We start from the raw sequence: 1,405 nt of genomic DNA on the forward strand, positions 1-1,405 counted from the left end.
CGCTGTCAGAGTCAGAATCACTGTCAGAATCCGAATCGCTGTCGCTATCCGAATCGGTGTCAGAATCCGAGTCACTGTCTGAATCCGAATCGCTGTCAGAGTCAGAATCGCTGTCGGAATCCGAGTCGCTGTCCGAATCCGAGTCACTGTCAGAATCCGAGTCACTATCAGAATCTGAGTCACTATCAGAATCGGAATCGCTGTCAGAGTCCGAGTCACTGTCTGAATCGGAATCGCTGTCGGAATCAGAATCGCTGTCGCTATCCGAGTCGCTGTCAGCATCCGAGTCACTATCGGAGTCCGAATCACTGTCCGCATCTGAGTCAGTTTCTGAAATCGAAGAGTGGTGATCTTTATTTGAGGTACCAGCAAACATTGCCGCAATACCCAGCAAAGCCGCGCCCGCCATTACCCATCCGGCAATACTTTGCCCTGCGCCTCCGGAGGCGATGACTTCTGAGAGATCGCTAATCAGCGAATAGTGGGCCCCATCGGTACCCGCACCTTCCAGCCACCATAGTGCGCCGGTTTCATCATCCATGAGCACCAAATCACTGTGCTGTCCATGCTCATCCACAACGAAAAAGTTTTTAATAGTAACGGTATCGCCGTTGTGGAGTTTTAGAACCAGATCATTACCTTGCCGGGTATACGAACTAATATCTTCACGCTTAACGTGCAGGAGAACCACTGACTGCGTATTGAGATTAATTAGATTGCCATCAACGGTGTATTCAACACCCGTTTCTTTCACTGTCACATTTATATTTTTCATCAGGTTACACCCTTGAAATGAAGACGCAGTCAGAGGTATGAGATAATTCTTAATTAGGCATCTTATTAGATATACCAGAACTTGCAGTCCCGCAAGGAGAGGGAAAACATTCCATTCACATCCTGAAATAACACAAACCCCATATATTACATAACGTTAAAATAATGAGCTTACATTTTGAGATGTTAATAAGAGAGATAATTAAAACGGTTACTCACGGTTATTACAATAAAGATAAAGTCATGGATAATACTTTTCTAATAGCGTTAAACCGCCATTTTTATGATAATAGAAAAATATCTGTGATATCTCTCAAAAAAATCATGCAAGAAAAAGCAAAAAATAATTTAAAGTTTAAAGTTTAAAGTAAATTTTAAGCAATATCCATTATATTTATAATGGTTTACTTATAAAAATAAATTGTTTGTGAATGGGGAAATTTATAAATAAGCAAGAGGGAATTCAGAGAGAGTCTTTTAAACCCACAAAGTTAATGTGAGTTATCGGAAATTAAAGAAACGTTTCGATGTAGTTTTAATTAAAATACTACCCACAAATAATTTAATGCATATGCATAATAAAAAACCCCGGCCTGCCGCTGAGGGATCCCCATAAAACAGCGCTAATAAA

Annotated in this window: 1 protein-coding gene; it reads right to left on the bottom strand. The window is 40.7% G+C overall.

Going from position 1 to position 1,405, the window contains the following annotated elements; all coding sequences use genetic code 11:
- Positions 1–775, bottom strand: a 775-nt coding sequence (locus tag HMPREF3178_RS10925) for a BapA/Bap/LapF family prefix-like domain-containing protein (protein WP_139146025.1), incomplete at its 3' end; no start/stop codon positions are given.
- Between the last annotated feature and the right edge of the window lie 630 nt (positions 776–1,405).

It is taken from the genome of Klebsiella sp. HMSC09D12 (assembly GCF_001808475.1).
Taxonomy (GTDB): domain Bacteria; phylum Pseudomonadota; class Gammaproteobacteria; order Enterobacterales; family Enterobacteriaceae; genus Klebsiella; species Klebsiella oxytoca.